Genomic DNA, 26,190 nt, shown 5'->3' with positions numbered 1-26,190 from the left:
TTGTAGAATCTTCGGGTTATATGAGTACCCTCAAGGAAATTCGGGAATTAACCCGAAGCCTACACCGTACTGCCTAGCAGTCGGTGTAGCTACTTCACGACGCGTCTTTTAATTGAGCAGTACGTACTGATATTTGCTGTGTTTGATTGCCTCTTTGCACTCTTAATTGTAAAACCTGACCAATTCGACTGTTTTCCACCATATTCAGCAACTGTTCTCCCTTGGTAACTCGCTCTCCATCAACTTGAGTAATCACATCTCCCGGACGGATACCCGCAGAAGCAGCTGGTGAATCTGGTACTACCCTAGCCACCAAAATACCGTTAATTTCTGGCACTTGGATGGGAGAATTGGGGTTAGAGTTAATTCGCCTTGCTAGTTCGGGAGTCAAATCCTCCATTCCTACACCTAAGAATGGGTGAGCCACTTTTTCTCCCCGTTGCAGTTGGGCAGCAATTGTTTTGGCTTTGTCAATGGGAATAGCAAACCCAATACCCATTGCATCACCACGAATGGCTGTATTAATACCAATGACTTCACCCTGACCGTTTAACAACGGACCTCCAGAATTACCGGGGTTAATTGCTGCGTCAGTTTGAATAAACTCCAGGCGTTTGTTCCCTATGCCCACATCGCGACTGGTACGTCTTAAGGTACTGACAATTCCTAAAGTGACGGTGTTATCCAATCCTAGGGGGTTACCAACTGCGATCGCCCAGTCTCCCACTTGTACATTAGATGAAGAACCCAAGGGCGCGACTGGTAAATCAGCACCGGCATTAATTTTAACAACTGCCAAATCGGTTACCTCATCAGCACCTTGTACTTTTCCTTCAAAGGTGCGTCCATCTTTCAGGCGGACTGTCACTTTATCTGCTTTATCTACTACGTGGGCATTAGTCAAAACCAAGCCACTTTTGTCAAAAATAAAACCCGACCCCAAACCGCGCATTTGTTCTGCAGGTAACTGGCGTGGAAAGGAGTCACCAAAAAACCGCCGGAAAAAGGGATCGTCGAAGAATGGATCGGGAACCTGACGTGAAACAGTTCGTTCTGTATCAATCCGAACAACGGCTGTACCAACACGATTCACTGCTGCAGTCACAAAGCTATTACCACCTATGGCAGCAGTCGCTGGGGACTGGCGTTGGGCTACGAGTTGTGGTGAATCAGCAGTTGAAGAAACGGGTGCTGGTTCTGCTTGGGAGGGTGACACTCGCAAAGTGTTCACAGTTAAGACAACTCCCAAAATGATAGCTAATACATGAGTAGTAAATTGACGTATTGACCGGGGTAGTTGGGAAAATCGCATAACCACAACCTAAAGTTTCAGCTTAAATTGTTGCTAAACGTGAAAATAGTCTCTAAAACTATTTTGACAGGTAGTAATGAAAATCCCTACATATAGACGTTGACTAACGACTTTATGTTTCCTGATTTTCCCCTTATCTCCTTCCCCATTTCCCCCACTTGCCTTGTCTAGGCTAGGATTTAATGTACTGGCAGCACGCAATAAGAACCATGAATGGATCGAATCAATTAGCTAAACAATCCTTACCTATTACCCAACAGGAACAGGATTTACTCTGTGACGATATCAACCAAGACAATTCCCAACACAATCACAAGCATGAACATTCGGTTCATTCCCACGTTCATAGTGAAGAATCTTTAAGGCGAATTGTCAATCGATTATCACGCATAGAAGGACACATTCGTGGTATTAAGACAATGGTGCAGCAAAGTAGCCCTTGTCCTGATGTATTATTACAAATTGCTGCCGTTCGAGGAGCATTAGATCGGGTAGCGCGAATAGTTTTAGATGAACACTTAACAGAGTGTATCGGTAGAGCCGCAAAAGAAGGCAATATTGAAGAAGAACTTGAACAACTCAAGGCTGCATTAGATAGGTTTTTACCATAAAAAATTAATAGTGGTTAGTAGTTAGTAGGGTGGGCACTGCCCACCATTTTCACTCAACACCTACCAACCACTATCGACAAACCAATAACAGTAGGGTGGGCACTGCCCACCATTTTTATTTATGCTACTCCCATACTATGAAATGAATTTTGAAAAACTCGCGACTTAATTCCATGTTAAGCTCTGCTTACGTTCAACTCAGCAGCTTTTTGCAAGCCATTACAGCAATTCCAGAGAACGAAATCCAAAAATTAACCTCTATTTTTTATCCACTTTCCTTACCTGCAGGTAAATTTTTTATTTGTCCGGGTGAAATACCCACCCAAATCGGATTTATTGTTTCTGGTATTTTACGTCTTTATTATGTAAATAATGAAGGTATAGAATTTACAAAATCATTTTGTCAGGAAAAAGATTTTGTTGCTGCTTACAGTGCGTTAATTTTAAACAAACCAGCCCGATTTTTCATTGAAGCCTTAGAAGATTCATTATTGTTAGTTGCTAATTACCAGAGTTATCAACAGCTTTGTAATGAGCATCCTTGCTGGCAAATTATCGAGCATCGGTTTGTAGAAGCTTTATTTATCAAAAAAGAAAAACGGGAAGGAGAATTACTTTTAGATGACGCTACAACCCGGTACAAAAAGTTTTTAATGGAGTACCCCACATTAGAACATCGCGCCAAGCAATATCACATAGCTTCCTACCTGGGTATTTCTCCTGTTTCATTAAGTCGGATTCGCAAAGCATTGAAGGCTAATGAATTGAAAAATTAACATATGTTAATGATTTTTGCATTGCTTATTTATATAACAGATTGAGAAACTTAAAGACAATTACTATCAATTAACAATGGTCAACAAAGCTTTACATAGTAAAGGTTTGAGCCTTTTTAGCTTATACGGGGGATTCCTATCTTTTTTAGGTTTTGGTGTACTAAATCCACTGATGCCGAGCCTAGTGGAACGTTATGGTGGTACTGCATGGGATGTTGGATTGTTGTACACAACTTTTTCGGTGGCGCAATTTTTGACGCTTCCGGGAATTGGGGCATTAAGCGATGTTTACGGACGGCGGTTAATGATGCTCCTGAGTTTATTAGGGGCGAGTGTCGGATATTTAATTTTTGGTATTGGTGGTACTTTGGCTATGTTGTTTGTTGGGTGGACTATTGTTGGCTTGACAGATGGTACCGCTAGTACAGTATTTGCTTCAATTGCCGATACAACTCAGCAACAGGAACGCACTCGTGCTTTTTCATGGGTTAGCGGTGCGATCGCTTTCGGTTTAATTATCGGTCCAATTTTGAGTGGGGTACTATCTCGCCTAAATCCAATCGCACCTGTTTATGTTGTTGTACTTGCCTTTAGTATTGCTCTGACTTGGGCGTATTTTGCAATGGCGGAAACGTTACCCAAAGAAAAGCGAGTTCCTCTACCAAACTTACTTCAGATCAACCCATTTACCCAATTGCAGGCAAGTTTAGCATTCCCGCATTTGCGTTGGTTGATGTTAAGTTTTCTCATCGTCAATATGGCAATGTTCGCGCTTATTTCTAACTTACCTGCATTAGCAAATGAACTATTTGCTTGGAAACCAGAACGTATTGCGCCATTATTTGCTTTGTTTGGCATTGTTAGCGTTATCTCTCAAGTAATTATAATTCCCAAATTATTACCAAAGTTGGGCGAAGTTCGCATGACATTTTGGGGTGCGTTGCTCATGGTCATCGCGTTTATTTTATACAGTATTTTTCCCATCACTGGTTTACCTCTGTTTCTTTATGGGGCAAGCTTGACAGTTGGAATTGGACAAACTTTTGCGGAGACATCCTTGGTAGGCTTGATATCAAGAAGCACGAGTTCTGAAGTTCAGGGGCGAATCAATAGCAGTATTCAAACAGTACAAGCTTTAGCCAGAATTATTGCTCCTTTGTTAGCAGGTTGGCTATATCAAAATGTTAGCCCAACAGCACCCTATTTATTTAGCGTCGGCATACTAACGTTTGCTGCTATCGTCGTCAAAATTGCAATTTCAAAGAACAAACCTAGCTTAGAGAATTCAAAATTGCCAACAAGTAATAACGTAGTTTTAATTACTGGGGGCGCATCAGGAATTGGTTTAGCGCTGGCGAGAAAATTTCTGAAAGAAAACAATAAAGTTATCATCACTGGGCGAAATTGGAAAAAACTAGCTGAAGTTAAAGAAGTTTTTCCCAATATCATTACAGAAGTGGCGGATATGACTAATTTAGATGCATTACAACAGTTAGTTGATAAATATTCAGATGTAAATATTCTGATTAATAATGCAGGTATTCAATATAATTATGACTTTACCAACACAGAAATTACCGCAGAATTAATTGATACAGAATTACGTACAAATTTAATTGCACCATTGCAGTTGATTAAACTGGTTTTGCCGCATTTATTAACAAAGCCAAACGCCGCAATTATTAATGTTTCTTCAGGTTTGGGAATCGTACCTAAAGAAAATGCGCCAGTTTATTGCAGCAGCAAAGCAGGGCTTCATATTGCAACAAAAGCTTTAAGATGGCAATTAGAAACAACGTCCATTAAAGTTTATGAAATTATTGCGCCATTAGTCGATACACCAATGACCTTAGGACGAGGTAAGGGTAAAATTTCTACCGATACTTTAGTTGATGAATTTTGGCAAAGTTTTACGCGATCGCGCTATGAAATGCGAATTGGTAAAGTCAAAATACTGTTTTTTCTTCAGCGCTGGCTGCCTCAAGTAGCTGAAAAAATTTTGCGTCCAGGTCTGTAAATCTAAAAAAAGACAGGCGTTTTGCCTGTCTTAATAACTGAAAACTTGGTTTTAAGGCAAGTTGTTGCTAGCGTAAGCATCCATTCCATACGCAGGAGTGCGATCGCTGTAGTCAATTTCTTGCCCAGTGATAGATTTAGAAAGTTTTTCAAAAGATTCAGAACGCCAGTTCCGTTCGTGAATGGGCTTTCTCTGTTCTCCGAGGAAATAAGCTTGAGTCCCAATTAAAGAAGCAGCTACCCAACCCACAACAAATAAAGCAATCAAAACAGTCATCATAGTCATTACCACGCTTTTTATTTAAGTTTTATGTCTATTTGTAAATAAATGTAACAGTTGCTTAACAAAAATGGCAATATAGGCTGGAAGTGTGCTGTCCGAACCCTGAGGTACGGGTTTCCACACTATCCAAACAAAACACATCGCTGTAGAGGCGAGAGGTTAATTGCTAATAGAGATGTAATAGAACTGGGGGGTTGGGAAACCACAAGAAATTCGATATCCTGTTGTGGCTTATTAAATATTTGGTGGGTACACTATCGGTTTCAACCGACTAAACGCTTTCCACATTATTTATAGGGCTACCAAAAACACGGCTAAAGAAAAAAGACAATTAAAAATTAATTTGATTGTTTATCGGGATTCTCTTCCGACACTAATTCTGCCTCATCTTCTGATTCATCTCTAACCTTAAAATAGTAATAAAGATTAGCGAGCGCTATATCTGATGCTTGTTCTAAATTAGACTTAAGTAATGTTTTATAACCAGTTATTGCAGATTGGCGAGCGATATAAAACTCATATTTTCTACGGAGAGCAGGCTCAAACATAAATAGTAATTGGTCACGAAGAGAATAAAAATGTGTCTTTTCTGCTAAATTTTCGTATAGTATTTGTTCTGATGGTATTTCTATAATGGTTTTGGCTTGATTATTACCTGAAATAGTAATGATTTCTGAACTATTGAAATCAGTGCTATTCAAAATTTCTAATTCTAATGGTGGGAGTGTTCGTGTCCAGCCAATATGGCTTTGCCAAGATTCCAAGACTATTAAGTCATGGTTTTGAATGCGGGTAATTTCAGGAAATAAAAAATCAAGTTCATTATGTGATTCACAGCGCTTAATCACCATGCAAGCATCCTCACGAATTCTATGTTGTAGATCTAAGAGGCGATCGCTCACGACTGAAATCTCATTTTGCACTTGATAAGTAGCAATAATTGCTTGTTCGATTGTCCAAGCACATTCCATCCGACGAAGTTGTCCGGGAGCACAAAGTTCTTCCAATAAGTGAGGATTAGTGTGAAGGAAAATCCCTCGCGCACCATTTAAATCTCTATCCATAGCTTGACCTGTGGATGGGGACTTAATGATTTTAGATCCACCAATTTTTACCACTTCACCAGTCCAGCTAACTGTTTTTGAGGTATACGCTTCATTAACATCCAGTACTACCTTGCTATACTCAAAAGCTTTGTGCTTGATAAACTGCTTAAATTGGTAGTGAGAGAGAGTTAGCATTTGGCGTACTGATTTTGACCTAATTCTACGCTTCCCCTTCTTCGACATCTGAGACGTTTCAAAAGTGGGGAGCAAGATTACGTCAAAGTTATCGACCAAAAACTTAGCTGTCTTTTTATGCAATTCCGACACTAAGTTTTTTATCTTGGCTCTTAAATGGTTAGCTGCTTTCTTTAATCGCCTCTTTGACTGCCCTGTTGTTTTAGCGACGCCACTACATAATTCATCCAGCTTAAAACAAAGCTTTTGAATTTTGAGGTTAGCGTTTTTGCCCAACCAACCAAATGACGATTCTGAGTAAAACGTTAAAAATGTTCTGATGCCTGGATCTAAAGCTACAACACGTCCTTGGTTCTCGGTTTCTAGTTGTAGACTTTCTTCTGGTAATGTCAAATAGTAATCGCCATAGACGAATACCAATCGACAGTCACCAAAGTTTTTAGGTAAAGCCTCTGCAAACTTAACTTCGCCTAATATTGTGTGATATATCCCCTTGGATGACACGGCAGACTTGGGAATGTAGCAAGATTGTTTGGGATTTTTGCGAGACCTGAACTTAAAATCGCTAGCCACCCCAGAACTTTTGTATTTAAGTTTGGCATTGCTAACGGCTTTACAAGCATCCTTAATTGCTATTGATTTGATTTGGTAGGGAGTCTCTTTACACCAATCCGGTAAGTTATTAAGAATATCTCCTTTGATGGCTTTCCAGTTGGCTTTAATAACCCCATCTCTCAACAGTTCTAGGGTTTGATTGTAAACGTATCTTGCAACACCAAACCACTGCCTAATCAATATCTTTTGTTCCGGCGTTAGCCTTAGATAAATCTTCCTTGATTTTTTTGGAGTACTTTCTGAGTCCGTGCATTCTGCAACTGAAGACGTGAAGGATTGAGAGCAAATCCTGAGTGAGTTCTGATTCGGGACAGTGTACAGTTTGGTCAAGAACCACGACTTGTCCACCGTTTTGCTCGACCATGTATTGAAATAACTCAAATCCAAACCTTGCGAGCCTGTCGCGACAGGCAACGACAAGCGTGAGCTTATCTCCGCGCATAAGTCTGTCCAATAAGGATTGCAATCCTTTACGTTTAAAGTTGATACCTGACCCAACGTCTCTAATAATTTCTGCTGTTGGGTAGACCGACTGCATATAGGCAACTTGTCGGTCAAGATCGTCTCGTTGCTTTGAGGAAGAAACTCGGCAGTAACAAATAGTGGTAGCTCTAGCTGTATCGCCACGGGCGTAGGATTCAACGTCGTAGAGCCTTTGCCCCGCCGAGTTTTTGATGCTTTTGATTTTGCCTTCATCCGCATACTTCCTCAAAGTGTTCGGACTCATACCTAGAAATTCGACCGCTTTTCTAAGAGGTATATAAGCCATTTGCTATTTGTTAGCATTTAAGAGCAAATGGTAGCAAAATAAGTACTAGTTGTCAACCCTTTGGAGTTGTCGTCATGGCACATTTTGCAACGAAAGCGACGCATCGAAACCCAGAAAGTCGGCTACATTGGAAATTGAATCTGGTCAGAAGATTATTTGAACAATGACTGGAAACCAACGCAGCACACAGCTTGAATTTTTTTATGAAAGTAGCAGTCTTCAGCACAAAAGCCTACGATCGCCAGTTTTTAGAAGCTGCAAATGCCCAAAATCAGCATGAATTGGTCTTTTTTGAACCCCGTCTAGATCGAGATACAGCAATCTTAGCTGCTGGGTTTCCTGCAGTTTGCGTCTTTGTACACGACCAAGCTGACGCCCCAACTTTAGAGCTTCTTGCCTCACGAGGAACCCGCCTGCTTGCACTCCGGTGCGCGGGTTTCAACAATGTAGATCTCAAAGTTGCCGCAGAGTTAGGCATGACGGTTGTACGTGTTCCAGCATACTCGCCCTATGCGGTAGCGGAACACGCCGTTGGATTAATTTTAAGTCTCAATCGCAAGATTCATCGTGCTTACAGCCGTGTCAGGGAAGGGAACTTCTCTATTGATGGGCTGTTGGGATTTGACCTGCACGGACGTACTGTGGGAATTATTGGTACTGGAAAAATCGGTCAGATCGTTGGACAAATCATGAAAGGATTTGGCTGTCACCTTCTCGCCTATGATGTTTACCGCAATCCAGAAGTTGAAACGCTAGGAGCTCGGTATGTAGAACTATCAGAGTTATTTGCTAACTCTGATATTATTACTTTGCACTGTCCTCTCACACCTCAAACCCATCATTTGATTAATACCCAAGCCATAGAACAGATGAAACCGGGAATGATGCTTATCAACACAAGCAGGGGAGCGCTGATTGATACCAAAGCGGTGATTGGAGGATTGAAGTCTGGTAAAATTGGATACTTAGGCATTGATGTCTACGAACAGGAATCAGACTTGTTTTTTGAGGATTTGTCTGACGAGATTATTCAGGATGACGTTTTTCAACGCTTAATAACTTTTCCAAATGTCCTGATTACCGGGCATCAAGCTTTCTTTACAGAAGAGGCAGTACGCAATATTTCGGAGACAACCATAGCTAATATTACTGATTTTGAGCAAGGTCGTCCTTGTCCGAATGAAATTGCCGCTCAACAGAAAGTTGCAGCTAAGGTTTAGATTTTGGTGTTTTACAGGGGTTTCGTTCCTCAAACGCCACTTGCTTCAATGGGGGGAACCCCCACAACGCAGTGGCTCCCCAACCTACGGTTGTGGGATACGTCTTAAAAATCAACTGGAACGATAAGCTACACGAAGACTTTGTACCAAAATAATTAGGGATGAGATCGCCATTAACCCGCCCCAAAACCAGTAGGGTAAGAGTAACTGTTGCTGTATTTGTGCTGAATCGGAAAGCAAACCAGGACCTGCAGAAGAACTAAACAAATAATTTAGTTGATGGTAAGTACTTATACAAGCTTGTACGCCAAGAAATTGAATGGTAAACCCTTGTACCCATCGCGGGGCTTTTAGGGCGATCCCAAGGATAATTAAACCTAAAAGGGGAATTGCCACAATTCCAAATAGCGATCGCACCCAAACGAGTGTTGAAAGAAGCAAAAAACCCCCTAAAATAGTCAAACTTAGATTTGCGGTTTTAAAACTGCGGGAAGCCAGAATTAAAGCCGATCCTGCTACTGGAGGTCCCATTGGTCCGGCTGCTGCAACCAAAGCACGACCTATGGGACCCAAGTACAAAGCTCCGCTGTGAAATGCAACACCAGAGCCATCCGGAAAAATTCGCAGTTGCTGGAAATTTCCTCCTAACACAAGCGCCATCAAACCGTGACCCATTTCATGGAACCATGTTGCCAGGATGGAGAATGGGTATAAAATGTAATCTCCTTGAGGAACTTGCCACAGCAAAATAGTAGCCGCTGCAGCTGCAATTAGCCAAGTAAACCCCATGCGGTCAATCGCTTCTGGGGCTTCTTTTGCAAGCAAGGGTTCAAAATCTTTCCCAAGGTTGCTCATGATGGGTATATCTTCCTAATCGTATTGCCTAAAGCTGCATTTGGTCGCAGTTGCACATCCATCCTAACCGTTGATAGTCTCAGACGGCACTATCAACTCACCATAAGACAGATTGTAATTATTACAGCAGTTTTCACCTGAATGAACCACACCCTTTGTAAGGGCGCAGCGGTCTTGCGCCCCTACGACTGTGGTCTAATAACCTGAAAATTGCTGTAATGCGTAATTCATAATTATCAACTCAATTACGAATTATGAATTATTTAGGCGGATTTGGATTTGAGGACCAGAACGAGCGAGGCGAAAGATGACTCCATCGCTAACCGTTACTTGGTGAATGCGTTCTCCATCCACATAAGTTCCATTTGCACCTACGCTGACAATTTCCCAACCCCGATCTACCCGTCTTACCTCTACGTGACGGCGGGAAACTACGGCACTGTAGAGAACAACGTGATTGTCCGCCGCCCGTCCGATGCGAATGATGGGTTCATCTTCAAAAGTCCAACTTTGAGCCGGGATAGATTGCAGTGGATGCAAAAGAATGAGTGTAATCACACTAGCACACGTGTTAAATGTGAAACAAACAAGGGTTAAGAGATTTGGAACAGAAATGTTACCAAGTCTCCCTTACCCAAACTTATGCGATCGCCAGGGCGCAAGCGGTGGCGATTCCCTGGTAACAGGGGTAAATTGTTAATGTAGGTGCCATTGGAACTACCTACATCTTCTATATAGTAAGCGTCTCCTTCAACACGAATATCGGCATGAATTCGCGAGACAATTTCCGAATTTGGGAAACCTGAGACATCTATATCTGGGGGAATGCGGTCATTTGGCTTGCCCATATGAATGACAGAGAGATTCAGAGGCAATTCAACTTCCCGATCTGTTTGGATGTGGAGCAGGCGTACCGTGGTCTGCTGTAATTGAGTTTTTGAAGGTGCTGCTGCTGCGGGTGCGGGTGGTGGTGTGGGTGCTGCTGCTGGTTCTGGAGGGGGAGGTGGTACTATAGCAGGTGGTTGTGCGGAGGCGGTTGCTTGCTCCACATCTGGAGTAGGGGTTGGTGCTGGCTCTGGAACAGCTACTGGCTGTGGACTGACAGAAGGTGGAGGAGCCACACTAGGTGGTATGCTCTGTGCCGTGAATTGTGGGTCGGGAACCGAAACTGCTGTAGGTGGCAAAGGTGAAGAGTTAGAGATGTTATTGTTGGCACCGCTGAGTGTCAGAGGTTGTGGTTGAGCAAGTGGGTCAGGAACAACCAAGGGTGGCACTTCTGAAATGTCAGGCGCAACAGTTGCTGCTACAGCAGTGGGGGCAGCAGGAGCAGGAGCAGCTGCTGCCGCTGCTGCCCGCAGATTGTAGCCACATTGTCCGCAGAAAGACGCATCTGCCTGCACGGTTGCCCCACAGTTAGGACAGTTAGTCGTGGCGGGTAGAGGGGTATAGCAAGCTTCACACTGGACAGCGCCGTCTGGGTTTGGGTGATTGCAATTTGGGCAGACGATCATGGAGTTAAGCCTTTGTTGAAGTTCAATCGTAAAATATAGTGCTGACAAGCAGAGGGGCTACTCTAGCTTCCGATTTTAACAAGTGCTTCTTGTTGGGCAGCCGTTGAAGGAAAAAGTGTTTAGACGCCCGAAGACTAGCTTCCCAATGAGTGGGCAGTTGTATGAAGTATAAAAAAGTATGAAGTGAAAGTATGAAGTATGAAGCCATATCCTTTATACTTCATCCTCTATACTTCGTCATTTATCTTTTATACTTCATTTCAACTCACTACCAGCTGCTGAATCTAGTAACCATACAAGTTCGCTTTTTGGTTGAATTAAGCGGCTTGGGTAAGCGAAGTTATCTGCTGCTGGCGCAAAGACTTCAGCCAGGGCTGGTTTTTTGTTAGCACCAGCAACTAAAAACATAACGCAGCGAGCAGAGTTAATGAAGGGGTATGTGAAGGTGATACGTGGGTTGCCATCTTTGTTTCCCACGGTAATCAGCTTATCTTTTACTTCTAATGCTGCCGTATGGGGAAATAAAGAAGCAGTGTGTGCATCATCTCCCATTCCTAATAAAATCACATCCAAAGCGGGAAACTCTCCGGGAGAAGAGTGAAAAAATTCCTGCACGTGCTTTTCGTACTTAGCTGCTGCCAAGGCGGGATCGGATTCGTCTGTGGGCATGGGGTGAATGTTAGCCGCAGGGATATCAACGCGATCTAACCAAGCACGACGTGCCATTAATTGATTGCTATCTGGATGTTCCGGTGAGACGTAACGTTCGTCTCCCCAAAACACGTGAATTTTCTCCCAAGGCAGGTTTTGCGTCGCAATTGCTTCGTACAGGGGTTTTGGTGTACTACCCCCAGCAAGGGCAATGGTAAACTTTCCCCGCTCTGCAATAGCAGGTTCTATCTTGGATACGATCAATTCTAGCGCTCGCTTAACCAGGGCTGCTTGATCTGTCAGAACTTCAACTTTTTTGCTCATCGCTCTATCATCACGTTAGCGACTTCCAGCATAACAATAGCGAAATTATGACAATTTCCCTTGCTCCCTTTTGAAACTCTTAATATCGCTTTACTACTAACGGTTCACTGCTAACGGCTTAGGTATCAACTGTTATCTGTTAACTGCCACGATAGAGTTCCTGCCAATCGACTATAGCTTGCTGTTGGAGAATTAACAATTGCTGAATTCCAGTCTCAGCAAAATCTAAAAGTTTCCCAAGCTGGTTGCGACTAAAACTGCCTTCCTCCGCAGTTCCCTGGATTTCAACGATCCCCAGGTTTTGATTCATCACGACATTAAAATCTACTTCAGCACTGACATCTTCTGTATAATCTAAGTCTAATAACGGCTGTTCTTTAAGTAATCCTACTGAAATAGCTGCTACCTGTCCAATTAAAGGCGATCGCTCTATGACTCCCTGCTGCAATAATTGAGAAATTGCGTTGGCTAAGGCAACAAACCCCCCTGTAATGGCTGTTGTTCTTGTTCCAGCATCTGCTTGCAACACATCTGCATCTACAGTTAGCGTCAGTTCTCCAAGTGTTGAGAAATCCAAGGCTGCTCGCAAGCTACGTCCAATCAATCGTTGAATCTCTTGTGTCCTTCCAGCCAATCTCATAAATTCCCGTTCTTGCCGCTGCTGGGTCGCTGATGGTAGCATTCTATACTCTGCCGTCAGCCAACCTTTGCCCGTTCCTTCCAGAAACCTGGGGACTCCTTTAGTCACGCTTACAGTACAAAGTACGTGAGTGTCACCAAATTTAGTGAGCACGGAGCCGGGAGCATAACGGGTAAAACCTTGCTGGAAGCTAATGGGACGTAGTTGGTTGGGTTGCCGACCGTCAGGACGCTGCCAAGCCATTGGGATTGCCTCAAAATTTTTATATACAATACCGCTGATTAAGCTTTCAATGTAATGGTTTAAGTATTTTTAAAGAAGACTGTTACAATTCACTTTTTGCGATCGAACCCTCACAAAACTCTAGTTATGAGGGTGTGGAGACAAGAGAGACAATATTTTGCAATACTATCTCTGGGAGTTGATCTCCGTTAATCGTTAACAAGCGGCGACGGCGATCGTAATATTCCAAAATGGGCACAGTGCGGTCATAAAAGACTTCTACACGACGCTGTACGATTTCAGGTAAGTCATCTGGAAGAGAACGTTCTACTGAACGACTCACCATCACTGCTTGCGGGACTTGTAAGTAAATCGCCCAATCTAATTTTTGACCCAATGTATCTAGTAAAAAATCCAGTTCTTCTGCCTGAAAAGCTGTACGGGGATAACCTTCCAACACCCAACCAGAGAATACATCAGGGTTTGTCAGTCGCTTGCGAATAAATTCAATTATCGTTTCATCTGGAACGAGTTCACCTGCGTCTAGGTATGGCTGTGCAAAGCGACCTAACTCTGTCAAACAGGAGTTTGCCTCCTGCGTTGTACTTAGGGCGATCGCATCTCGTAAAATCTCACCTGTAGAAACCAAAGGAACCTCAAAGTGTTTGCTCAGCCTGTATGCTTGAGTACTTTTCCCAGCTCCCGAACCTCCTAAAATGACCAATCTCACAGCAGTTTACTCCTCCTAAATGTCACATTGACAACTATCCTTAATCTGTACTGCCCCAGTAGACAGCAAACCACTATTCAAAGATTTTCACGATATCACAACCATGCGCTCTACCTTTCTAATTCATTCCTACTTTTAGTGATATGTTCTATTCTTTACACTTAATTTCTCAAAAAAGGCAAGGATCTAAATATCAAAAACTCTTGACTTGAGAGCGAAGGTAGTGGTTGACTGGGAATGCGACCAGGCAAATACATAACACATCGCAAAAACAGCTAGATTATACAAGTAGATTTCTCAAAAAAAACCTCAGAAAATTCACTTTACTTTATTGTACTTTTTTTGACATTATTTATGGTTGCTCAGCTAGAAACCCCGAGCGTAAATTCGACACTTGACTTGCCGTATTCCGTACAAGGACTAGTACAAGTTTTCACTAGTTCTCATCGTAACTTTTTTACTAGTGTTATGGCTCAGGCACTGAGAATAGCCGGTCAGGGAACATCAGTGTTGGTTGTACAATTTCTTAAGGGTGGTATTGGTCAAGGTCACGATCGCCCAATACGCCTGGGACAAAAATTAGACTGGATTCGCTGTAATTTACCTCGCTGCATTGATACACCACACCCAGATGAAACAGAAACACAATCCCTACAACAATTGTGGCAACATACACAAAAAGTTGTCTTCGAGGGTAAGTATTCTCTCGTTGTCTTAGACGAACTTAGCCTAGCTGTTCACTTTGGCTTAATTTCCGAAACAGAAGTTCTCGCATTTCTGGCAAACCGTCCCACACAGGTCGATATTATTCTTACAGGACCGGAAATGCCCAAGTCTATTCTGGATGTGGCAGACCAAATTACTGAAATCCGCCGCACTCATCAGCCTTAAGTGGTTTGGGATTTTAAGGCTACACAAGTAAAGCCCGCGCATACGGGCTTTATAAATGGTATAAATCGGTTTCTGTAATACCAATTTGAAAAAAGAATGCAACATATGGATAATACCCCTCCCTAACCCTCCCCTTATAAAGATCCGGGAATTGGATGTGCGATCTTCCCCCCTCAATCGGGGATAAGGGGGTAAATTCAACTCGTACACCACAACGGTAGATAGGACGGGTTGGGTTATCTGTCACGAACATTATTTTGAATCCGCATAACTAACATCTTGCACGCCCAGAAGTGGGAAGGGGTGGTGGGCTTTAGCCCTACCTACGTAACAATAAGCTTTTCAGCCTATTATTTTCTCAATAAAATGGTGGTGCAAGATATGAGATAACCTAATATTGTTCAATTCAAAATACTTGTATACTTAGTTGAGCAAAAGCAAGACTTATGAAACACTGTGTATAAGAAATTACTAAAATTCTCAGTTAGACCATCACACTCTTACCATTTCTCCAGGAAGCGAGATTGGATTCAACAAAAATTGAGCAGCTTTGTGAACTGTTTCTTCAGGTAATTGAATCTGTTTGAGAGTGACTAAACCTTCATTAATAAAGGAATTTCTTACTAAAGCTTTCTCGCCTCCATTGAATTGAGTTTCATAAAAAACTTCCTTAATGCCAGCGGAGATAATGAGCTTTAAGCAAGACAGACAGGGCTCTAAGGTAACATAAATGCTTGCACCATCTGTAGAAATTCCGTGCTTTGCTGCTTGTGCAATTGCGTTGGCTTCCGCGTGTACGGCTCGTGATGGCATAGTTTTACTAGCATCACAACTGCTTAATCCTGGATAACAATATCCTTGAGCTGTACAGTGAGCAGATCCTGATGGTGAGCCGTTGTACCCTGTTGCCAGAACCTGCCTGTTTTTTACAATGACAGCACCTACTGGAAAAGCAAGGCAAGTTGACCGAGTTGCTGCTAGTTTAGCTAACATGAGAAAGTATTCATCCCATGTGGGTCTTTTGTATGATTCGCTAGTGAATGAAGTAGGATCGTGCATTATCTTTAAATCAATATTAAGTTTAGTATACAATTTATTATATACAGTAGTATTTTATTCCTAACTACACCTTTACATATTAGGTTTTCTATCTCTATTGCCCTTGTTCATAAACTACTTAGAATTGCTATAGGAAAGAATTGTTTATTTCTAATTAAGAAAACAATATTTTTTATAGATTTAAAGAAACTATAGCAATCCTATTTCAGCTGCAAACAAGACTTTTTATGAAACCGCCATAGCGAAGCATACACGCTAGCGCATAGACGCCAAGGACGCAGAGGATGAGAAAAAAGAGAATGTTTGTAAATCCTTTAAGATTGCTATGGTACAAGTCGGCGTCAACAAGGCGATCGCTGTCAATTGCTCTAAAGCTTCCAGTGTAAACCTTTTAATTTTATCCTTTATCCTTCATACTGAGCGCCTTTCTGTACTAGTGACTTATCCTTATCTATTTTCCAATTTACCAAAATATCTTTGATTTTTGCTAAAGCCTCTTCAGTTTCTTTAAACTCAATTTCAGACATTATAGTAGGAATACCACGTGGAAATCTAGATATTTGCTTACCTGTTTCATACAAAAGAATGATAGGGATTTTGTTTATTTCCGCATAAGCTAACTCCATTCCAACTCCAAACGAGAGCGAGCCCAGATAAGCAATTACTAAGTCTGAGATACTAACTTGATGTTTGTCTTTTTCAAAAACTTCACGAGGACTAACATTAGGATTGTTGATTGGATCGGTATATAAATGTGGCACATAAGCTTGAAGTCCCACCTCGTTACAAACCGAACCTATTTTTTCGTAAAGCACTTGACATTTTGCTATATTTTCAACATTGGTTAAAGCACCAGATACATATACTTTATACATCTTTAATTTTCTATTATTTTTTCTATTGAAAGCAATAAACTCAAAAATGCTCAATGGTGTTAACAAAAACAAACAATCATACTAAGAAAACTGGATGTTCATAACTTATTATGATTTTTTACCGAAAAATTATAATAAACTCTTATTGAATTTTGAGATGGTTTAGAATCAGGTTTGTTGAAAGCTTGAATTCCTGTAAAAATGGCTGACAGCATAGCTGCTATCGTAGCTACTGTAGCCCACCTTGCGGATGCATCTGAACCTAGAAAACTTAGTAATGTATCTTGAAATCCTCTTTTTATTCTCTTGTACTCGCTTGAATCCAGCATTAATTTTTTAAGCAAATCGGTATCACCCGACATCCAACTATGTTCTTTTTGATTAAAGAAATCATGAATATCACTAGTATTAGACCTTCCACTAATAATATCAAGTCTCGCAGATTTATCAATATTGCGGTTACTTGAGGTTTTGGAACTGAGTTTTTCAACAGCTAAATAAGCAATGGGCTCGCTAACATCTCTAACGTTAATTCGCATTTCTCCATCTGAGGTGTTATGAAGAGCTATACAAAGAACGCCTGACCAACACGGGTTGACTCTTGTTCCAATATGTCCTATACCTTTTGAAACTACCTCAACTCTAGAATAAAGCGGACCCCGAAAGTTTCCACTAAGGTAAACAGCTTCATCTGTCCATACTAAAGCAGTATCTCTAGGAGGTATACAAAAATATTTCTGCTCCTCGCTTGGCTTTTTTTTATTTGGCTCTGTTTGAACAGTTAATCGTTCCTGCTTTCCAATTGCATAAGCGTACTCGCTAGCAGTCAGACATAAATCACAAGCCTTTATGCTCCCTGGCTTTAGAGGATGAAAAAGTATACCTCTACCAAGTTCCCTAATAATATCGTTGTCACTCAAAACAGACATTAAGCGCTCCCCAATCCGCAATTCTTAAATTTTTATTAAATTAACTTAATATACAAAGCCAAATTGGACTAAAGCATAGATAAGAAAGTCAGACAATGTTAATACATTGACTGCACTACATAGATTATAAGTAGATAAAATCTTATTTAAGGTGATTTAAGTTACAAATTGTGAGTAGAGTGAGAAATCCTCACTCTGCTGGCAAATGTCAATTAAAACACTTTCAGTCTTGCGTGTTATTACTTATCTTGAATGTATGGATTGCCGTTTTTAATACACTCACTTGCTTTTTGTAGTTCAATTCCCAAATAACCTATATGCTCAGACTGGATTGCTGGAGAAGTAGAACAAATTTGCCTAATTAACCGGAGTGGATTTTTACCACGATATTGTTTAACCTGTTCTCCACTACCAGTGGTTGTTTGAATAACGACTATCTCTTCTTCATGTACTTCAATAAGAAAGTTACCAGAGGGATCGTCATAGTCACGGCAATTACAGATAGTAGCGTATTGATTGGCAATTAGTCTGTCTGCATTGTCCCAGGTGTCATCATATATATGAGCAGACTGACTAATGGTAATTAAGGGTCCCATTTTCAAGTTATATTCAGAACGCTTAGCAATTTCATCCCTAATATGTAGCTGTAAAGCCCTCAATCCCATTGCATTTGCTGGCCATGCAGCAAACATATCATTGCTTCTTAGCGTGGCAGTTAGTGAGATTTCATTATCAACAACTCTTAACCAAATATGATTCAGGCATGGGCTTCCGCCTCGATCGTGATCCTTAACGTCCCATAGGTTCATGACAGCACTAGCGGCGTCTATTTCTGATATAAGCTTAGAAATTATCTGGTCAATTTGGTCGCGTCCAAACCAGGAGCGTAAGCGTTGTCCATATGTGTACTTCACACCCTCTCGGTAAGGAGCATCATCCAAAATCTGTGAAATGTATTCTTCTATGAAAGAACGATCGACTGGCAAAAAATTCGGTTCGGGAAAGTAAAAATCAGGTGGCTCATCTGTAACGACCGCCATCAAATCAATCAATTCCTGCCATTGCCCATCATAACCAGTCGGTCTAATTGTTCCGGTTGTCTTAATACGGTGAATGATTTTCACCCAAGTTTCCGCTATTGTTTTTCCTTCAATTCGATGTCCATAGCGTGGTCCTGGTACAACATTGGTTGCTGAAGTTGACATGGGAAATTCTAAAGGTAACCCCCAAGGCTCTACTGTTCCGCGTTGAGCATACAACTTCACATAATGAGTAGCTTCAGCAATCGATTTGGCTTCACAGCACTCTATAGACTGTCGCAGTTTTTCCAAAGCGCTGGCTTCAACCTCAATATCAATGTACCCAGGGTGGGGGGAACGAATGACCCAGCACTGTTTCCCAGTATCGCTTAAACCTTTTTCAAATCCGTTGCAGAAAAAGTCCAGCAAGCATTGACTTGCACCTGCGTTCTTGTCTTCTTTTGTTGCATTCAACACCACTAGGTAGCGGACGTGGGGGTTGAAAAGCAAATTGCGAATCAGTAAGTTCAATCCCCTTGTTGGTGAGTACAACTGTCCAATGACTGCGTACTCTTCTGGAAGCAGGTGTTTAGTTATGCTGGACTTCACTGTCCATCCTGTAATAACTGCTGTTTGACCCTGTCCGTAAATCAACTGGTTGGGCTTATACAGTGCTTTGTATTTAAAGTGAAATGCGCTTACTGTCATAGTTACAATTTGTAGCGCCTAGACGACTGAAGTCGCAGCTACACGAGCAAAGCCTACCTACGGCTAATGAAGCCTGCTGCGGCTTGGGCTTCGTTTGTGTAGCCGCAGGCTTTAGCCTGTTGGCTGCAAAAAATTTAAGATATACAGATTTTAAATCTTACACTGCAGAAAAATTTTTCAGGAGATTTTCTTTTGCAAAAGCCTTGAGCCACCTTGGATACAGAGCTATTACTACCCGACCCTGCTACAAGCAGTCAAGGTTAGAGCACTTTACATTCCTTAATATGTTTGTTACACTTCTTTACATAAGCAGGAATCATTTCATAAGGACATTTTCATGCAGTATAAAGGTGCCATAATTGACGAAGCAGGCAAAATGAACAATTTTGCGATCGAACCAAAGGTTTACGTAGATGACCAAGGCGATCGCACGGGATTCACCCCCTACGCAGAACTTATTAATGGTCGTTTGGCAATGATTGGTTTTGTAGCTTTAATAGCATTAGAAGTATTTACAGGGCATGGAATTTTTGGTTTGTTACAAAACCTTTAAAGATTATTTTAATTATTGGTAGCAAAGAGACGTGACAAGATCGCGTCTCTTTGTTTGTAAAAGCTATTCGGTAGAAGGAGTATTGATGAGAGCAAAATACGGTATGTTCTGTTTTGGGTAAAAGAATACTACTTAGTTATTATGAGCAAAACGCCCAATATAGACCGCCAAAGGGAACATCAAGCCAATGAGCGAACATTTTTAGCCTGGTTGCGTACTTCAATAGCTTTGATAGGCTTTGGTTTTGCTATTGCTCGATTTGGTCTATTTTTACGCCAGCTTAACTCTACTCTAACTCAGCAGGAACCCCCATCTCATCCGTTATTCAATTCAGAAAATTTAGGTGTTTCTTTAGTTGTATTTGGTATTGTGACTATTGCTTTAGCAGCATGGCGGTACAATCAAGTTTTTTGGCAAATTGAACGGGGAAATTATCAACCAAGACGCTTCACTGTGTGGGTAATGACTGGATTTGTCATGGTTTTTGGCTTGCTTAGTATACCAATGCTTCTGGTTCGGGATAAATTTTTCTCGAATCCATCAAGACTTCCGATACAGCCGCAGTCGCGAGATTGGCGTTAGAACTTCAATAAGGGAGTTCCAAATAAAAAAATACTCAAAAATTTTTTGTGGTACGTCTGTCTCAGACGTAGGTGGTGGGCGGGCGAGGACGCCCACCCCACAATTTTGGTTAATTTATTTCTTGGAAATCCCTAATTCGATTTAATGTTAGGTTTGGTTCCTCAACCCAATCTAGGTTCATCCTTCATCCTTAATACTTCATACTTGAAATGTTGGGTTTGGTTCCTCAACCCAATCTAGGTTCATCCTTCATCCTTAATACTTCATACTTGAAATGTTGGGTTTGGTTCCTTTGAATGCGTCTGCTTTCTCGTAAGCACGAATTGTTGCCGGACGTTCTTTGATAGCTTCAAACCAGCGCTTGAGGTTGGGAAAATCCTCTAGGTTTTGGCTTTGGGGTTTGTAAGGGACAATCCAAGGGTAGCAGGCAATGTCTGCAATAGAATAGTCACCTGCTATAAACTCGCGGTCTGCTAATTGCTTGTTTAAGACAGCATATAAACGTCCTGTCTCATTTACATAGCGCTGAATTGCATAGTCTATTTTTTCAGGAGCATATTGACTGAAGTGGTGGTTTTGTCCTGCCATTGGACCCAAACCCCCCATCTGCCAGAACAACCATTGCAAAACTTCAACTCGGCGTCGCAGATCTGTGGTTGGAATTAACTTGCCTGTTTTTTCTGCTAAATATAGTAGAATTGCACCGGACTCAAAGACGGAAATTGGACTACCTCCAGCTACAGGTTCGCGATCGACAATTGCCGGGATGCGATTGTTAGGAGAAATCTTGAGAAAGTCAGGTTTAAATTGATCTCCTGCACCAATATTGACAGGAATGACGGTGTAGGGCAATCCAGTCTCCTCAAGAAACATGGTAATTTTATGTCCGTTGGGGGTTGTCCAATAGTATAGTTCAATCATGGTTTATTTCCGTATTTGAACATTTTTTGAAATATTGACTTGGGAAAGCCGACACGGTGTTTGGTGCGAGCGCTCTTCGTTACACCAAAATCAACTTTCTTACATGAGGAATGTTAGTAGTTAGTGGATAGTGTTTAGCGGTCAAACTTTGATTGCATCATTGGTTCAGCTACTAACTACTAACCACTAACCACTAACCATTAACACAACTTACACATTAACCCTCATATGGGTTATCTACTCTATCGACAAAAACGTTGTAAGAATATGGTAAGCGTCCGGGGTCAAGACGCGGTTCTGCAGCATATCCCACAGGTACCAGAACTGCGATCGCAATATCTGGATTGTCTGCCACACCAATGACTTCCTTCACTTTCTCTTCAATCCAACCATTCATAAAGCAGGTGGACAAACCCAAACTTTCTGCGGCTAGTACCAAATGGGTAGCAGCAATCATGGCATCCTTAATTGCATACTCGCGCCGCTTATCTCCCAACCCTGCTTGATGCTGTGGAATGGCGGTTTTAAAATAGTTCACCGTCTTTTCATTCCATGCACCTGTTTCAAGCCCCTGATTAAAAATTGGTGTTAAATCTTTTTCACCAGCTGTAGCATCAGCAGCAAAGACAAAAGTTACGGGGGCTTCAATGATTTGCTTTTGGTTAAAAGAAGCAGCACAAAGAGCCGCTTTTTGCCCTTCCTCTTGTACGAGAACTATCCGCCAGTCCTGAATGTTATAGCTGCTAGGTGCAGCCACAGCCAGATCTACAAGTTGCTTAAGCAGTTCTGGAGATATGGGATCTGGTTTGAAAGTTTTGATAGAGCGGCGCTGAGAGATAGCGGTAGGTACATCCAGAGGTTTAGTTTTAAGGTCGAGTTCTTGAACCATTGGATTTTTTCGTCAAGTTTTTTACATTATAATCATTACGAAGTTACCAAAGATGGAAACTGCTTCTCCAAGAAGGGATAGTCGGTGTACCCCTTTTGATCGCCACCATAAAATGTTGTGGGGTCTGCTTCTGTCAGTGGTAAATTTAGAGCAAAGCGTTTGGGTAAATCTGGATTAGAGATAAATGAAGTCCCAAAAGAAACTAACTCTGCTTCTCCCCTTGCTAAAACTGCATTGCCTTTTTCCTGGGTGTAAGCACCATTGACCATCACAGTTCCATGAAAGCGTTCCCGTAGATGGCTGGTTGGAACCACTGTTGCCCCGTGTCTGATGTCTGCTTCTATTGCTTCAAAAATATGCAGGTATGCTATATTAAACTGGTTAAGTGCTTGTGCCGCATAACCAAAAGTCAAGAATGGATTCGAGTCATGCATCTCGTTAAAGGTTCCACTGGGAGACAATCTTACTCCCACACGTTTTGAACCCCACACACCAATAACTGCTTCAGTCACTTCTAACAGCAGTCGGGCACGATTTTCTACGGAACCACCATACTTATCTGTGCGCTGATTCGTACCATCGCGCAAAAATTGGTCAAGTAAATAACCATTAGCTCCGTGGATTTCCACACCATCAAATCCCGCGGCTAAGGCATTTTCTGCTCCCTTGCGGAATTTTTCTACAATCTCAGGAATCTCCGATGTTTCCAAAGCACGAGGGGTCACATAGGGTTTCATACCCTCATAGGTTAATATCTGTCCCTTGAGTGCAATTGCAGAAGGTGCCACAGGTAATGCTCCATCTGGTTGCAAATCCGGGTGGGAAATGCGTCCTACGTGCCACAGTTGCAGGAAAATTCGTCCTCCCTGCTGATGCACGGCATCCGTTACCAGTTTCCAACCCTCCACCTGTTCTTGTGAATAAATTCCAGGTGCATAAATATACCCCAAACCTTCTGGTGTAACGTGAGTTGCCTCGGCAATAATTAACCCTGCTGTTGCACGTTGAGCATAATACGTAGCGTTGAGTTGCTGTGGTACGTTATTCCTAAGAGCGCGTTGTCTTGTTAAAGGAGCCATGACAATGCGGTTGGGCAGCTCGAGATCTGCCAATTTATAGGGTGAGAGTAAGTTAATGTTGTTCGTCATGAGTTATTAGTCCTTAGTCAAAAATAAACCTCAATTGTAGTAGGGTGGGCAGTGCCCACCACCCTCTATCGCGATTATCAATAACAAAGCGTTATACCGTCAGAGCGCCCTTTTTATTGTCAATAACGAATGACTTATGACAAAGGACGATCCTCAAAAGTCAGTATGCAGCGCCAAATGGATAACAGCTTGATTAAGAATCATCCTAAAGGTACTGTGCTAATGTTTTAGCCAAGCTTGACTTTGGCACTGCTCCTACAACTGTATCAACTTGGCGACCGTCTTTAAACACCATGAGTGTTGGAATGCTGCAAATTCCATAATGGCTGGCAACAGTAGGATACTGGTCTGTGTTTAGCTTCACAACCTTGACCTGTCCTGTATATTCGACAGCAATTTCATCTACTACAGGAGATACCATGCGACACGGACCGCACCACGGTGCCCAAAAGTCTACTAATACCGGAACTTCACTTTCGAGGACTTCTTGCGCGAATGTGGAGTCTGTCACGCTTACAACGGATGACATATTTAGCCCTCCTCTATATTTCATTAATTCGATATTATCGAACAAACGAATTTTTGTCAACTATGTGACATAATGTCAGTATGAGATTGTTATATCATCCAGATAAAAAAAGCATTTCTTTGCCAGGAGTGCTGTATGCCTTGGGCGATCCAGTACGATTGGAAATTGTGCGGCGGTTGGCAACGCAGGGGGAAAAGTGCTGTAGCGACTTCGACTTTGCGATCGCCAAATCCACCATGTCCAATCACTTCAAGATACTCCGGGAATCGGGAGTAGTCTTGACTCGCAAAGAAGGCACACAGCACATCAATATATTGCGACGAGAAGATTTAGAAGCACGGTTTCCGGGGTTGCTTGATGCGGTATTGCGGTCGGCTCAACCTCTATTCAGTTGTACCGAAATGCCCATCCTATAAACATTCCCCAATGATATGAGTAGCCCGGTCATGGGAATACTAATTCAAGACACTTAAAATTGGCAGCATGGGTCTTGAAGACAGGTATGGTTAACTCAACTATTCAAATTCCAGGTTATGGCGTTACCGAGCAAATTTATCGTAGCGCCAGAACATTAGTTTTTGATTGAATTAAGTGCATTCTCTATTTTTCCTGCCAATCCTGTACTATAAAGCGAGTGCAATACCATTTGTAAATCTCCAGTCTAGAGACGTTCATGACTTCAAGAGCAGCATCTATCACAATGTGGGCTCCCCTGCGCCAACCGATTTTTCGTGCCCTATGGATTGCGTCGGCAGTATCAAGTATTGGCACTTGGATGCATGATGTAGGTGCAGCATGGCTGATGACTTCTCTTGCCCCCAACTCACCTTTGCTGGTAGCGCTGATGCAGGCGGCTGCAAGTTTGCCATTTTTCTTGCTAGCTTTACCTGCAGGAGCGATCGCAGATGTTGTTGACCGCCGCAAGATGTTGCTGTGGACGCAAGGTTGGATGCTAGCAGCTGCTGCTTTGTTGGGAGTGTTGACAATCGCCAAAATGACAACTCCTTGGTTGCTGCTGTTACTGACTTTTGCCCTGAGTGTTGGCAGTTCTATGAATATGCCCGTGTGGCAGGCTGTAACACCAGAACTTGTACCTAAGGAAGAACTTCCCCAAGCTGTTACCCTCAGTGGTATTGTTGTGAACCTCTCTCGTTCCATTGGTCCGGCTTTGGCAGGTGTCATCATTGCGGCAGCTGGCACGGGTTTTGTGTTCCTAGTGAATGCAGTTTCTTTTATAGGGGTTATCGTTGTTATTTCTCAGTGGCGGCGCACTCCTCAAAAAAGTGGCTTACCAACAGAACGGTTTGTGGGGGCAATGCAGGCGGGGGTACGTTACATCCGCTATGCCCCAGTTTTCCAATCTGTTTTGTTAAGAACGGTTGCTTATATTTTCTTTGCTAGTGCTTTGTTTGCTTTGCTGCCTCTATTGGGACGTCAAGAGTTAAAGTTAGATGCCTTGGGATACGGTATCGTTCTTGGCTTTTGGGGTCTTGGTGGTTTGGTTGGAGCATTTATTTTACCCAGGCTGCGACAGCAGTTTTCTATTGACCAACTGGTGGCGGGTGCTTCTATACTGATGGGCATGATGATGCTGGCGATCGCATCTTTTCGCAATGTGCCTCTGGTCTGTGTTGTGATGCTATTTGTGGGCATTGCGTCTTTAAGTGTGATGGTCAGTCTCAGCGTAGCGGCACAAACAGCTGTTCCTACCTGGGTGCGTGCTAGAGCTTTATCGGTACACTTGCTGGTATTTCAGGGTTGTATGGTACTGGGCAGTCTTTTATGGGGGGCACTCGCACAACGTACCACTATCTCCATTGCTCTGATGAGTGCTGCTTTCGGATTAATTGTTTGTGTCGCCCTAACGTTGGGCTATCGCCTCCACTGTGCCGACAAACTGGACCTGCGGGCATCCTTACACTGGGATGAGCCAACTCATGCTTTTGAACCCTGCCCAAATGATGGTCCGGTGTTAATTTCAATAGAATATCGTATTGACCCTGCCAATTCTGAAGAGTTTGCCAAGGCAATTCAAGCACTTGGTAAAATTCGCCAACGGGATGGTGCTATTCAGTGGGGTGTGTATCAAGATTTGTCCGATCCCGGTCGGTTTGTAGAAACTTCTCTTGTTGAGTCCTGGGCAGAACACAAGCGGCAATTTGAGAGAGTGACAAATGCGGATAAGGTGCTTGAAGAACGGGTTCGTGCTTTTCATATTGGTGATACTCCACCCAAATTAACTCAGATGATTTACGCTCACTACACTGATGCCAGAGGTTTTCGCCAGCCTTGCTAAGAGCTACTCTCCCAC

The 26,190-nt window shown here is 42.3% G+C and carries 27 protein-coding genes; 9 read left to right on the top strand and 18 right to left on the bottom strand.

All coding sequences use genetic code 11. The features are described from left to right. Positions 1–94: 94 nt before the first annotated feature. Entirely contained in the window at positions 95–1,312 is a 1,218-nt protein-coding gene (locus ACYRY3_RS21680; RefSeq protein ID WP_460203699.1) for an HhoA/HhoB/HtrA family serine endopeptidase, read from the bottom strand. A gap of 209 nt (positions 1,313–1,521) precedes the next feature. Between ACYRY3_RS21680 and ACYRY3_RS21675 the strand changes: the two genes are divergently transcribed. From ACYRY3_RS21675 to ACYRY3_RS21665, 3 genes are all read left to right on the top strand, one after another. Next, on the top strand, positions 1,522–1,923 hold the full coding sequence (locus ACYRY3_RS21675; RefSeq protein WP_460203698.1) for a metal-sensing transcriptional repressor: 402 nt from the start codon (positions 1,522–1,524) through the stop codon (positions 1,921–1,923). Positions 1,924–2,096: 173 nt separating this feature from the next. After that, positions 2,097–2,699 carry a Crp/Fnr family transcriptional regulator gene (locus ACYRY3_RS21670; RefSeq protein ID WP_460203697.1) on the top strand — a complete coding sequence of 201 codons (603 nt, stop codon included), beginning with the start codon at positions 2,097–2,099 and terminating at the stop codon, positions 2,697–2,699. Positions 2,700–2,775: 76 nt separating this feature from the next. After that, a complete protein-coding gene (locus tag ACYRY3_RS21665) occupies positions 2,776–4,716 on the top strand; it encodes an MFS transporter (RefSeq protein ID WP_460203696.1) in 1,941 nt (646 codons plus the stop codon). Between the two features lie 51 nt (positions 4,717–4,767). Here ACYRY3_RS21665 and ACYRY3_RS21660 read toward each other — a convergent pair whose 3' ends face one another. From ACYRY3_RS21660 to ACYRY3_RS21650, 3 genes are all read right to left on the bottom strand, one after another. After that, positions 4,768–4,995: a photosystem II protein, Psb35-related gene (locus tag ACYRY3_RS21660; protein WP_460203695.1), complete on the bottom strand. Its 228-nt coding sequence runs from the start codon at positions 4,993–4,995 to the stop codon at positions 4,768–4,770. 341 nt (positions 4,996–5,336) lie between these two features. Beyond that, on the bottom strand, positions 5,337–7,034 hold the full coding sequence (locus ACYRY3_RS21655) for an RNA-guided endonuclease InsQ/TnpB family protein (protein ID WP_460203694.1): 1,698 nt from the start codon (positions 7,032–7,034) through the stop codon (positions 5,337–5,339). After that, entirely contained in the window at positions 7,027–7,581 is a 555-nt protein-coding gene (locus ACYRY3_RS21650) for an IS607 family transposase (protein ID WP_460203693.1), read from the bottom strand. Before ACYRY3_RS21650 ends, ACYRY3_RS21655 begins: the two co-directional genes overlap by 8 nt. A gap of 245 nt (positions 7,582–7,826) precedes the next feature. On the opposite strand from ACYRY3_RS21650, the gene ACYRY3_RS21645 reads away from it, so the two are divergent. Further along, positions 7,827–8,843 (top strand): 2-hydroxyacid dehydrogenase, encoded by a 1,017-nt coding sequence (locus ACYRY3_RS21645; protein ID WP_460203692.1) that lies wholly within the window; start codon positions 7,827–7,829, stop codon positions 8,841–8,843. 111 nt (positions 8,844–8,954) lie between these two features. On the opposite strand, the gene ACYRY3_RS21640 is transcribed toward ACYRY3_RS21645, so the two are convergent. From ACYRY3_RS21640 to ACYRY3_RS21615, 6 genes are all read right to left on the bottom strand, one after another. Continuing rightward, a complete protein-coding gene (locus ACYRY3_RS21640; RefSeq protein WP_460203691.1) occupies positions 8,955–9,698 on the bottom strand; it encodes a M50 family metallopeptidase in 744 nt (247 codons plus the stop codon). Between the two features lie 252 nt (positions 9,699–9,950). Further along, positions 9,951–10,256 carry an FHA domain-containing protein gene (locus ACYRY3_RS21635; RefSeq protein WP_460203690.1) on the bottom strand — a complete coding sequence of 102 codons (306 nt, stop codon included), beginning with the start codon at positions 10,254–10,256 and terminating at the stop codon, positions 9,951–9,953. A 35-nt stretch (positions 10,257–10,291) separates the two neighbouring features. Beyond that, on the bottom strand, positions 10,292–11,209 hold the full coding sequence (locus tag ACYRY3_RS21630; RefSeq protein ID WP_460203689.1) for an FHA domain-containing protein: 918 nt from the start codon (positions 11,207–11,209) through the stop codon (positions 10,292–10,294). A 255-nt stretch (positions 11,210–11,464) separates the two neighbouring features. Beyond that, complete coding sequence (gene pgl / locus ACYRY3_RS21625; protein ID WP_460203688.1) at positions 11,465–12,184, bottom strand: 6-phosphogluconolactonase; 720 nt, start codon at positions 12,182–12,184, stop codon at positions 11,465–11,467. Positions 12,185–12,323: 139 nt separating this feature from the next. Further along, positions 12,324–13,067 (bottom strand): ribonuclease PH, encoded by a 744-nt coding sequence (gene rph / locus ACYRY3_RS21620; RefSeq protein WP_460203687.1) that lies wholly within the window; start codon positions 13,065–13,067, stop codon positions 12,324–12,326. Positions 13,068–13,191: 124 nt separating this feature from the next. After that, the gene (locus ACYRY3_RS21615) at positions 13,192–13,776 is read right to left on the bottom strand and encodes an adenylate kinase family protein (protein ID WP_460203686.1); all 585 of its coding nucleotides are present in this window, start codon (positions 13,774–13,776) and stop codon (positions 13,192–13,194) included. 354 nt (positions 13,777–14,130) lie between these two features. Here ACYRY3_RS21615 and ACYRY3_RS21610 point away from each other — a divergent pair, with 354 nt between their 5' ends. Further along, entirely contained in the window at positions 14,131–14,667 is a 537-nt protein-coding gene (locus tag ACYRY3_RS21610; protein ID WP_460203685.1) for a P-loop NTPase family protein, read from the top strand. 492 nt (positions 14,668–15,159) lie between these two features. Here the strand turns inward: ACYRY3_RS21610 and ACYRY3_RS21605 are convergent, their stop codons facing one another. The 4 genes from ACYRY3_RS21605 to ACYRY3_RS21590 form a co-directional block, all read right to left on the bottom strand. Beyond that, entirely contained in the window at positions 15,160–15,726 is a 567-nt protein-coding gene (locus ACYRY3_RS21605) for a deoxycytidylate deaminase (protein ID WP_460203684.1), read from the bottom strand. A 404-nt stretch (positions 15,727–16,130) separates the two neighbouring features. Continuing rightward, positions 16,131–16,655 (bottom strand): XRE family transcriptional regulator, encoded by a 525-nt coding sequence (locus ACYRY3_RS21600; RefSeq protein WP_460203683.1) that lies wholly within the window; start codon positions 16,653–16,655, stop codon positions 16,131–16,133. Between the two features lie 44 nt (positions 16,656–16,699). Then, positions 16,700–17,530 carry a dCTP deaminase/dUTPase family protein gene (locus tag ACYRY3_RS21595; RefSeq protein WP_460203682.1) on the bottom strand — a complete coding sequence of 277 codons (831 nt, stop codon included), beginning with the start codon at positions 17,528–17,530 and terminating at the stop codon, positions 16,700–16,702. A gap of 239 nt (positions 17,531–17,769) precedes the next feature. Then, complete coding sequence (locus ACYRY3_RS21590) at positions 17,770–19,257, bottom strand: thymidylate synthase (RefSeq protein ID WP_460203681.1); 1,488 nt, start codon at positions 19,255–19,257, stop codon at positions 17,770–17,772. Positions 19,258–19,594: 337 nt separating this feature from the next. Here ACYRY3_RS21590 and ACYRY3_RS21585 point away from each other — a divergent pair, with 337 nt between their 5' ends. Then, positions 19,595–19,810: a chlorophyll a/b-binding protein gene (locus ACYRY3_RS21585; protein ID WP_460203680.1), complete on the top strand. Its 216-nt coding sequence runs from the start codon at positions 19,595–19,597 to the stop codon at positions 19,808–19,810. A gap of 141 nt (positions 19,811–19,951) precedes the next feature. Further along, entirely contained in the window at positions 19,952–20,392 is a 441-nt protein-coding gene (locus ACYRY3_RS21580; RefSeq protein ID WP_460203679.1) for a YidH family protein, read from the top strand. A gap of 255 nt (positions 20,393–20,647) precedes the next feature. Here ACYRY3_RS21580 and ACYRY3_RS21575 read toward each other — a convergent pair whose 3' ends face one another. The 4 genes from ACYRY3_RS21575 to trxA all read right to left on the bottom strand — a co-directional run bounded on the left by ACYRY3_RS21575 (position 20,648) and on the right by trxA (position 23,879). Beyond that, on the bottom strand, positions 20,648–21,313 hold the full coding sequence (locus ACYRY3_RS21575) for a glutathione S-transferase N-terminal domain-containing protein (RefSeq protein WP_460203678.1): 666 nt from the start codon (positions 21,311–21,313) through the stop codon (positions 20,648–20,650). A 217-nt stretch (positions 21,314–21,530) separates the two neighbouring features. Beyond that, the gene (locus ACYRY3_RS21570; RefSeq protein ID WP_460203677.1) at positions 21,531–22,202 is read right to left on the bottom strand and encodes a nitroreductase family protein; all 672 of its coding nucleotides are present in this window, start codon (positions 22,200–22,202) and stop codon (positions 21,531–21,533) included. Between the two features lie 35 nt (positions 22,203–22,237). Further along, a complete protein-coding gene (locus ACYRY3_RS21565) occupies positions 22,238–23,350 on the bottom strand; it encodes an alkene reductase (RefSeq protein ID WP_460203676.1) in 1,113 nt (370 codons plus the stop codon). A gap of 205 nt (positions 23,351–23,555) precedes the next feature. Further along, complete coding sequence (gene trxA, locus ACYRY3_RS21560; protein ID WP_460203675.1) at positions 23,556–23,879, bottom strand: thioredoxin; 324 nt, start codon at positions 23,877–23,879, stop codon at positions 23,556–23,558. Positions 23,880–23,959: 80 nt separating this feature from the next. Here trxA and ACYRY3_RS21555 point away from each other — a divergent pair, with 80 nt between their 5' ends. After that, the gene (locus tag ACYRY3_RS21555) at positions 23,960–24,295 is read left to right on the top strand and encodes an ArsR/SmtB family transcription factor (protein ID WP_460203674.1); all 336 of its coding nucleotides are present in this window, start codon (positions 23,960–23,962) and stop codon (positions 24,293–24,295) included. 257 nt (positions 24,296–24,552) lie between these two features. After that, on the top strand, positions 24,553–26,175 hold the full coding sequence (locus ACYRY3_RS21550) for an MFS transporter (RefSeq protein WP_460203673.1): 1,623 nt from the start codon (positions 24,553–24,555) through the stop codon (positions 26,173–26,175). The last annotated feature ends 15 nt before the right edge of the window (positions 26,176–26,190 follow it).

The sequence above is a fragment of the Scytonema sp. NUACC21 genome, from assembly GCF_054684315.1.
This window is presented reverse-complemented; position numbering and strand designations above follow the sequence as displayed.

Bases quoted from the DNA above. Each gene is read 5' to 3' on its own strand.
- pgl (WP_460203688.1), bottom strand. From the start codon at position 12,184: ATGAGCAAAAAAGTTGAAGTTCTGACAGATCAAGCAGCCCTGGTTAAG.
- ACYRY3_RS21575 (WP_460203678.1), bottom strand. From the start codon at position 21,313: ATGATTGAACTATACTATTGGACAACCCCCAACGGACATAAAATTACC.
- rph (WP_460203687.1), bottom strand. From the start codon at position 13,067: ATGGCTTGGCAGCGTCCTGACGGTCGGCAACCCAACCAACTACGTCCC.
- ACYRY3_RS21605 (WP_460203684.1), bottom strand. From the start codon at position 15,726: ATGCACGATCCTACTTCATTCACTAGCGAATCATACAAAAGACCCACA.
- ACYRY3_RS21640 (WP_460203691.1), bottom strand. From the start codon at position 9,698: ATGAGCAACCTTGGGAAAGATTTTGAACCCTTGCTTGCAAAAGAAGCC.
- ACYRY3_RS21630 (WP_460203689.1), bottom strand. From the start codon at position 11,209: ATGATCGTCTGCCCAAATTGCAATCACCCAAACCCAGACGGCGCTGTC.
- ACYRY3_RS21675 (WP_460203698.1), top strand. From the start codon at position 1,522: ATGAATGGATCGAATCAATTAGCTAAACAATCCTTACCTATTACCCAA.
- ACYRY3_RS21555 (WP_460203674.1), top strand. From the start codon at position 23,960: ATGAGATTGTTATATCATCCAGATAAAAAAAGCATTTCTTTGCCAGGA.
- ACYRY3_RS21665 (WP_460203696.1), top strand. From the start codon at position 2,776: ATGGTCAACAAAGCTTTACATAGTAAAGGTTTGAGCCTTTTTAGCTTA.
- ACYRY3_RS21645 (WP_460203692.1), top strand. From the start codon at position 7,827: ATGAAAGTAGCAGTCTTCAGCACAAAAGCCTACGATCGCCAGTTTTTA.
- ACYRY3_RS21550 (WP_460203673.1), top strand. From the start codon at position 24,553: ATGACTTCAAGAGCAGCATCTATCACAATGTGGGCTCCCCTGCGCCAA.
- ACYRY3_RS21570 (WP_460203677.1), bottom strand. From the start codon at position 22,202: ATGGTTCAAGAACTCGACCTTAAAACTAAACCTCTGGATGTACCTACC.
- ACYRY3_RS21580 (WP_460203679.1), top strand. From the start codon at position 19,952: ATGAGCAAAACGCCCAATATAGACCGCCAAAGGGAACATCAAGCCAAT.
- ACYRY3_RS21610 (WP_460203685.1), top strand. From the start codon at position 14,131: ATGGTTGCTCAGCTAGAAACCCCGAGCGTAAATTCGACACTTGACTTG.
- trxA (WP_460203675.1), bottom strand. From the start codon at position 23,879: ATGTCATCCGTTGTAAGCGTGACAGACTCCACATTCGCGCAAGAAGTC.
- ACYRY3_RS21680 (WP_460203699.1), bottom strand. From the start codon at position 1,312: ATGCGATTTTCCCAACTACCCCGGTCAATACGTCAATTTACTACTCAT.
- ACYRY3_RS21650 (WP_460203693.1), bottom strand. From the start codon at position 7,581: ATGAGTCCGAACACTTTGAGGAAGTATGCGGATGAAGGCAAAATCAAA.
- ACYRY3_RS21585 (WP_460203680.1), top strand. From the start codon at position 19,595: ATGCAGTATAAAGGTGCCATAATTGACGAAGCAGGCAAAATGAACAAT.
- ACYRY3_RS21565 (WP_460203676.1), bottom strand. From the start codon at position 23,350: ATGACGAACAACATTAACTTACTCTCACCCTATAAATTGGCAGATCTC.
- ACYRY3_RS21660 (WP_460203695.1), bottom strand. From the start codon at position 4,995: ATGATGACTGTTTTGATTGCTTTATTTGTTGTGGGTTGGGTAGCTGCT.
- ACYRY3_RS21595 (WP_460203682.1), bottom strand. From the start codon at position 17,530: ATGTCTGTTTTGAGTGACAACGATATTATTAGGGAACTTGGTAGAGGT.
- ACYRY3_RS21670 (WP_460203697.1), top strand. From the start codon at position 2,097: ATGTTAAGCTCTGCTTACGTTCAACTCAGCAGCTTTTTGCAAGCCATT.
- ACYRY3_RS21590 (WP_460203681.1), bottom strand. From the start codon at position 19,257: ATGACAGTAAGCGCATTTCACTTTAAATACAAAGCACTGTATAAGCCC.